Source organism: Bacillus sp. DB-2, assembly GCF_003315125.1.
GTDB lineage: Bacteria > Bacillota > Bacilli > Bacillales > Bacillaceae_G > Bacillus_A > Bacillus_A mycoides.
The window spans coordinates 80145-87666 of record NZ_QNRN01000006.1; the positions used below are offsets into that span (position 1 = coordinate 80145).

6 protein-coding genes and 1 pseudogene are annotated in these 7522 nt (G+C 34.9%); 5 read left to right on the plus strand and 2 right to left on the minus strand.

The features are described 5' to 3' along the window. Nucleotides 1-138: 138 nt before the first annotated feature. The 5 genes and pseudogenes from DET63_RS11805 to dpaB form a co-directional block, all read left to right on the plus strand. A complete protein-coding gene (locus tag DET63_RS11805; RefSeq protein WP_113936806.1) occupies nt 139-1038 on the plus strand; it encodes a polysaccharide deacetylase family protein in 900 nt (299 codons plus the stop codon). A gap of 86 nt (nt 1039-1124) precedes the next feature. Then, nucleotides 1125-2366, plus strand: coding sequence for a M16 family metallopeptidase (locus DET63_RS11810; RefSeq protein ID WP_113936807.1), 1242 nt, complete (start codon nt 1125-1127; stop codon nt 2364-2366). A gap of 135 nt (nt 2367-2501) precedes the next feature. Then, complete coding sequence (locus DET63_RS11815) at nt 2502-2750, plus strand: YlmC/YmxH family sporulation protein (protein WP_002014571.1); 249 nt, start codon at nt 2502-2504, stop codon at nt 2748-2750. Between the two features lie 172 nt (nt 2751-2922). After that, nucleotides 2923-3825 (plus strand): dipicolinic acid synthetase subunit A, encoded by a 903-nt coding sequence (gene dpaA / locus DET63_RS11820; protein ID WP_002128797.1) that lies wholly within the window; start codon nt 2923-2925, stop codon nt 3823-3825. Continuing rightward, nucleotides 3822-4247 (plus strand): annotated as a pseudogene (gene dpaB, locus DET63_RS11825) (dipicolinate synthase subunit B); the annotation flags it as partial. The gene dpaA and the pseudogene dpaB, both read left to right, overlap by 4 nt. Nucleotides 4248-4279: 32 nt before the next feature. Here the strand turns inward: dpaB and DET63_RS11830 are convergent. Next, complete coding sequence (locus tag DET63_RS11830; RefSeq protein ID WP_113936808.1) at nt 4280-5827, minus strand: recombinase family protein; 1548 nt, start codon at nt 5825-5827, stop codon at nt 4280-4282. 97 nt (nt 5828-5924) lie between these two features. Then, nucleotides 5925-6722 carry a hypothetical protein gene (locus DET63_RS11835; protein ID WP_113936809.1) on the minus strand — a complete coding sequence of 266 codons (798 nt, stop codon included), beginning with the start codon at nt 6720-6722 and terminating at the stop codon, nt 5925-5927. Nucleotides 6723-7522: the final 800 nt, after the last annotated feature.

A 7522-nucleotide genomic window follows, 5' to 3' on the forward strand; every position in this document is an offset into this window, starting at 1 on the left:
CTGGCTTTTTTTGTTATGTAAAAAATGTGATTCATTTAGATTTTTATGTGAGTATAGGTATAGTTTTCATCATAACGCTCAAATTAACAAAGATAAGAAGAAAATGGTTTCTTTTTTATAGTTAATGGGAGGGTTTATATGAAAGCTCGTATATTAGCGTACATATTTATATTTTCTTTATATATGGGTTGTGGCTCTTATTCCGTTTTTGCGCAGGATAACTTGCATGAAGAGATTCAAAAGCATGTAAAACAGTATGAGATTATGCCGCAAAATGCGATGATTGATAAGATTTGGAAGGCGACGCCTGGGTATAATGGAAAACAAGTGGATATAGAAGCGTCCTATAATAATATGAAGAAAATCAAGAAGTTTGATCAAAAACAACTTGAATTTAAGGAAGTATCACCGAGTGTTCACTTAGAAGATTTACCACCGGCTCCCATTTATCGAGGACATCCACATAAAAAGATGGTGGGATTAACAATTAATGTGGCCTGGGGTAATGAGTATTTGCCACGTATATTAGAGATATTGAAAAAACATGATGTGAAGGCGACTTTCTTTTTAGAAGGACGCTGGGTGAAAGAAAACTTACGATTTGCCAAAATGATTGTCGATGCAAATCAAGAAGTAGGAAATCATTCTTACACACACCCTAATATGAAAACGCTGTCTACAGATGAAATACGAGATCAATTACAAAAAACGAATCGAATGATAGAAGCAGCTACAAATCAGAAAGTGAGATGGTTTGCTCCGCCAAGTGGAAGCTTTCGGGATGAGGTAGTAAAAATAGCGGATGATTTCCAAATGGGGACGATTATGTGGACTGTAGATACAATTGATTGGAAGCGGCCAGAACCGGGTGTGCTATTGCAGAGAGTAATGCGAAAAATACATCCAGGTGCTATTGTGCTAATGCATCCTACTTCATCTACAACAGAAGCGCTAGATACTATGATTAAAAATTTAAAGGAACAAGGATATAAAGTGGGGAATATTACAGAATTACTAGATGAAAAACGTGTGGATTAAATACATTTGCATGACATTCATCTCTAAACTTGTTATCATTAAATAATAGCAATTATTTAGAGAAACTGGCATTAGGAGGAAAGTTTTTGATTAAAAAATATACGTGTAAAAATGGTGTAAGAATTGTTATGGAGAATATACCAACTGTACGCTCGGTTGCGATTGGTATATGGATCCACGCAGGTTCAAGAAATGAAAATGAAAAAAATAATGGGGTTTCGCACTTTTTGGAACATATGTTCTTTAAAGGGACAGAAACGCGAAGTGCAAGAGAGATTGCAGAATCATTTGATAGCATTGGTGGACAAGTAAATGCTTTTACTTCAAAAGAATATACATGTTACTATGCGAAAGTGCTAGATGAGCATGCTAAATATGCATTAGATGTTTTAGCAGATATGTTCTTTAATTCAACATTTGATGAGGAAGAACTGAAAAAAGAGAAGAATGTTGTATTTGAAGAAATAAAAATGTACGAAGATGCGCCAGATGATATTGTGCATGATATGTTAACGAAAGCGACATATGAAACGCATCCGCTTGGATATCCTATTTTAGGAACAGAAGAAACGCTTGAAACATTTACAGGTGATACGTTACGTCAATATATGAAAGATCATTACACACCTGAAAATGTTGTTGTATCAATTGCAGGGAATATTGATGAAGCATTTTTACAAACTGTAGAGCAATATTTCGGTAGTTACGAAGGGACAACAAATCGTGAACAAGTACATAGCCCAATTTTCCATTTCAATAAAGTAGCACGTAAGAAGGAAACAGAACAAGCTCATTTATGTTTAGGATATAAAGGCTTGCAAATGGGACACGAAGATATTTATAACTTAATTGTATTAAATAATGTTTTAGGCGGTAGTATGAGTAGCCGTTTATTCCAAGAAGTACGTGAGCAACGTGGGTTAGCGTACTCAGTATTTTCTTACCATTCTTCTTATGAAGATACAGGTATGTTAACACTTTACGGTGGAACAGGTAGTAAACAATTAGATACACTGTATGAAACAATGCAAGAAACGTTAAATACGTTGAAAAATACAGGTATTACAGAAAAAGAGCTTGTTAACAGTAAAGAACAATTAAAAGGAAACTTAATGTTAAGTTTAGAAAGTACGAATAGTCGTATGAGCCGTAATGGTAAAAACGAATTGCTTCTTCGTAAACATCGTTCTCTTGATGAGATTATTGAAAGTGTGAACACTGTAACAAAGCAAAATGTAGACGAGTTAATTCGCAATATGTTTACCGATGAATTCTCTGCGGCACTTATTAGTCCGGATGGAAAACTGCCAAAAGGAATGAAACTTTAATCGATCTTGTAATTCATTCGCTTTCGGAAATAACCGTATCTCTTTTATATGAGATACGGTTATTTTTTTTATATATGCAGAATAGGTACTTATTATAGGATAACCTTCATAAAAAGTAGGATAGGGGGAGATTTAATGCGTTTAAGTGAATTAAGTGGCAAAGAGATTGTGGATTTAGAAAGAGCAGAAAAAATGGGAGTTTTAGGTCATGCAGATTTAGAAATTGATGAGAGAGATGGAAAAATACAAGCGCTTATTATACCTGCTGGGAAATGGGGAGGTTTTAAAAGAGAACAGCAAGAAGTGAGAGTAGAATGGAGCAAAATAAAGAAGGTTGGAAATGATATGATACTTTGCGATCTTACGAACCATTCAAGATCATAGTGAAAGATGACCATTTTGGTTGTCTTTTTTTTATCTTTATATAAAGAAAATAAATCACGTGTGCTTTTTGTTTTTCAATCACCTCAAACGCGTACATTACATATGATGTGGAGGAAAAAGAAAAAGTAGGCATTTTTCTTATAAATGAAAGAAAAAGAAGGTGAATTAGGGAATGTTGACTGAGATGCATATTGCTGTCATAGGAGGAGATGCACGGCAGCTAGAAGTAATTCGCAAGCTAGTCGAACTGGACGCGAAACTTTCATTAATAGGGTTTGAACAGTTAGATCATGGCTTCACAGGGGCAGCAAAGGAAAGTATACAAGATTTAAATTTCACTTCTTTAGATGCGATTATTTTGCCGGTTGCAGGGACGAATGCCAGAGGAGAAGTAGATACTATTTTTTCAAATGAAAAAGTTTCCATAACGAAAGAACAAATTGAAAAGACGCCAGAAAACTTCACTATATATTCAGGTATTGGTACACCTTACTTGGAAAATCTCGTAGCTACTACAAATCGCAAACTTGTAAAATTATTTGATCGTGATGATGTTGCAATCTATAACTCTATTCCGACCGTAGAAGGTACACTAATGATGGTTATTCAACATACTGATTACACAATTCATGGATCGAATGTAATGGTTTTAGGATTTGGTAGAACTGGTATGAGTGTTGCAAGAGCCTTTCAATCATTAGGAGCACATGTCAAAGTTGGAGCGAGACGTTCGGAACATATTGCTCGTATTACAGAAATGATGTTTTCTCCTTTTCATATGCAAGACATAGAGAAAGAAGTAGGTAATATCGATATTGTTATTAATACAATTCCACATCTCGTTGTGACAGCGAATGTTATTTCAAAAATGCCAGCTCATACGCTAGTTATTGATTTAGCTTCTAAGCCAGGTGGCACGGACTTTCGCTATGCGGAGAAGCGTGGAGTGAAGGCACTATTAGCACCTGGTCTTCCTGGGATTGTTGCACCGAAAACAGCAGGACAAATATTAGCGAATGTTCTTTCTCAGTTATTAATAGCAGATGCAATCGCAAAGGAGGATGATGAGAAATGAGTTTGAAGGGAAAACGAATTGGTTTCGGATTTACAGGGTCACATTGTACGTATGAAGAAGTTATGCCACATTTAGAGAAGTTAATTGCAGAAGGTGCAGAAGTACGTCCCGTTGTTTCTTATACTGTCCAATCAACAAATACTAGATTTGGCGAAGGGGAAGAATGGATTAAAAAGATCGAAGAAATAACCGGTTTTAAGGCAATTAATTCAATCGTTGGCGCAGAGCCACTAGGACCGAAAATTCCACTAGATTGCATGGTGATTGCACCACTAACAGGGAATTCGATGAGTAAATTTGCAAATGCAATGACAGACTCTCCAGTATTAATGGCAGCAAAAGCGACGCTTAGAAATGGGAAGCCTGTTGTGTTAGCTGTTTCGACGAATGATGCGTTGGGGCTTAATGGAGTAAATCTAATTACACCAACAAGGTGACGACAAAGCACGAACGCTTATATGTCACCATCTTGAGGGAGCTTAGGGTAAAGCACAAGTTCGAAATCATCGAGCCTTTGCCACTTTTCTTTCTTATAAACGGCCTTTTCTAAAATCGACTTTAGGAGGCTGTTTTTCTTTTTGGGATCATCTGTTTTAAAATACAAATCAAGAACATGCTCCACTTGAGGTATTGTATCTTTCTTCACTTTTTCCTTCTTAATTTCTGTTTTAATTTCTTTCTTTAAGTTTTCCATCGTGGAAGTAATTTCATTGATACGGTCGGAAATGACTTGCGAACGTTCTAAAAACATATCGACGGTGTAAACGCCACGCTCTAATAAATCGTGTAAATTATTTTTTTGTTTTTGGACATCCACTAATTCTTTCTCAAGCTTTCTTAATGCAGCTTCATTCATTTGAATAACTTGTGTTTCTTTTAATTTGTCACCTTGCTTATGTGCTTCAAAATCAGCTTTATAATTGATATACCATTCTTTTAATGCCTCGAGTAAACGCTTCTCGATTAATTCAGTATAGCTTGATTTGTTTTCACAACCACGGTGCTTACAATCCATCGTTTCTTTTCGGTTCTTCGGATAACGTTGGACCATACTATAACCACATTTACTACATTTAATAATACCAGCTAGTGGATTTTTAATACCATTCGTATTGTAAGGAACGTGATATCTTGAATTTAATTTTTCTTGTGCTTGCTCAAACAAGCTTTCAGGTATGATTGGCTCATGCTTACCATCGGCAATAATCCAATCCGATTTATCTTGGCGTGCACAACTTCTTTTTACAGCATCAGGCCGCTTTACTTCTTTTCGTTTTTGCCACGTTACTTTTCCGATGTACACATTGTTCTTTAATATATCTAAGATGCTATAAGGATTCCATTCATTACCTAGCTTACTTTTGTAGCCAAGGTCATTTAACTTATTCCTAATTGCACTAGCACCCATATCCTCATTTGCATACCAATCAAATATCATCCTTACAACAGAAGCTTCTTCTGGGTTAATTGTTAACGTACGTTCTCGCTTATTTAAGCGATGGATATCATATCCGAATGGTGCATGTGTACCAAGGTAATTCCCAGCCTCTACACTAGCGACACGACCTCGTTGCATACGGCGTGTAATAATCTTTAACTCCTTACGTGCCATAAACGCTTCAAATTCGCTGTATTCTTCATCCCACTCATCATTAAGGTCATAAGTCTTCCTAGGTGTCATAATCTTCGTATTCGAGCGTTTAAACGTCTCTAAAATGATTCCTTGTTCTTTCATACCGCCACGACCTAAACGGTCCATATCCATACAAAGAACAACATCATATTTATTATCTTCAATTTCTTCAAGCAGCGCTAACATCTCAGGGCGTTTCACTAAGCTCTCACCAGAAACGATCTCCTCACGGACAGATAAAACATTTAAGTTCATTTCCTTGGCAATTTTCAGCAGGGTAGTGCGGTGTTTTGCTAAAGTTTCGCCTTCGCCACGTGCTTCGGCTTCGAGATCGGCACGGGACTTACGTAGATAGATTGCAGTTTTCATGGTTAGGCCTCCTTATTATTTGTTATTATACGAAAAGTAGAGAAATAGAAGAAGTAAATATAGTAGGTGAGAGTGAAAAAGTTCTTCTAAACATAGTTTAAGAAGAACTTTCAATTTTTGTATATTGATACCATTTGTCGCTATCTCGTTTAAATAAATAAATTACATTTTGTTTTTTTAAGTCTTTTTCCTCTACCAGAACCCATTCATTTTCGATTCTTGTGTACAAGTGTATTAATGAAAGATGTTTTATATCCTTATACTCAACTATCTTCATTGAATAATTATAACTTTTAAAGCCACCTTTATTAATATTGTGGAAGTATAAAACCGCCATCAAGAAAAATATTATTATAAATGGTTGAAGGAAAAGATTATTGATTTGTTCTAGATTTAGCTTTAACGCGAATAAGTCTTTTGTTGCAGATAGATAATAAAGTGCTTGTACATATAGAGCTACCAGAAAGAAATAGAAATATAGGAAAAAACCAGTTTTATTGGTGAAAAAAGATAGAATTTTTAGTGGTTTAATCCAATTGTTAGGTATTAAAGATTTTATCCCTGTTAGGGCCAAATAAATAAGTGTAATTAATACAGCAAAAGCAAATGAAACTGATATAAAATTCTTGAAGTTTTTAGACAAAAGAATTTTTATATCTTTTAATCCGTAAGCGAATAAAAGTGAAGCTATTTGGAATATAAGATATGTAGATAATAATAGTAACAATACCTTTGTTATTTTGACTAAAAAGCGTGTTTGTTTTGTTTCAAAAATTAAGTCGAAATTATTTTTTCTAGTATATGTTATTATAACGGCAATGATTGGAGCAAGTGCAGCTAAAAATGGCCAAACACGCCCCGAGAATAAAGATACTATGCTATTGATTTGTTCCATATGGCGTCTCCTTTTTAAAAGTTAATCTCAAAGTGATTGTTGAAAACACACGGCAGAAACAAATATTGCTTCTTGTGCCATGTGTTTGAATTGGTTATTGAACAACAACAAATTTCGTGAAGAACTCCTTACGTTTTGCCTTATTATATACGTATGGATCGTTAAACTTTTTGACCCAAGACTTGTCTTCAACTTTTAAATCTTCAATTTTAAAGCCTAAGTGTGAATTCAATGATTTTCTATCCAAGTTGATATTGTATATTTTTCCTTCAAATGGAAGAGTCATTTTTACAGCATTTAAATCTGGGAATTGTCTTAGTAATCTCGCAGGTTCACTTACAAACATTTTTTCAATAGCATCTCCAGTCGAAAAATATTGTTTATATAGCTCTTCAGTAACGTTGCCATCTGCTTTTGCTGATTTATAAGATGCAAATGAATCGTGGAATGTAATTTCAGCTTCTTTATTATTAAGTTTCATATCCTTAATAAAATTTCCGCCTCTGATGTTTTGGGCATAAGAAGTAAACTCTTTTTGTTTTTCTTCAGCCTTTTTTTGTTCCTCAGCTAATTTCTTCTCTTCAGCTTTTAGTTTATCCTCAGCTTCTTTTTGCTCTTTAGCCTTTTGTTTCTCTTCGGCTTTTAGTTTTTCCTCAGCTTCTTTTTGTTCTTTATCTTTTTGTTTTTCTTCGGCCTTTAGCTTATCCTCAGCTTCTTTTTGCTCTTTAGCCTTTTGTTTCTCTTCGGCTTTTAGTTTTTCATCAGCTTCTTTTTGTTCTTTATTTTTTTGTTTCTCTTCC

Bases quoted from the DNA above. Each gene is read 5' to 3' on its own strand.
- DET63_RS11805 (WP_113936806.1), top strand. From the start codon at position 139: ATGAAAGCTCGTATATTAGCGTACATATTTATATTTTCTTTATATATG.
- DET63_RS11815 (WP_002014571.1), top strand. From the start codon at position 2,502: ATGCGTTTAAGTGAATTAAGTGGCAAAGAGATTGTGGATTTAGAAAGA.
- dpaA (WP_002128797.1), top strand. From the start codon at position 2,923: ATGTTGACTGAGATGCATATTGCTGTCATAGGAGGAGATGCACGGCAG.
- DET63_RS11830 (WP_113936808.1), bottom strand. From the start codon at position 5,827: ATGAAAACTGCAATCTATCTACGTAAGTCCCGTGCCGATCTCGAAGCC.
- DET63_RS11835 (WP_113936809.1), bottom strand. From the start codon at position 6,722: ATGGAACAAATCAATAGCATAGTATCTTTATTCTCGGGGCGTGTTTGG.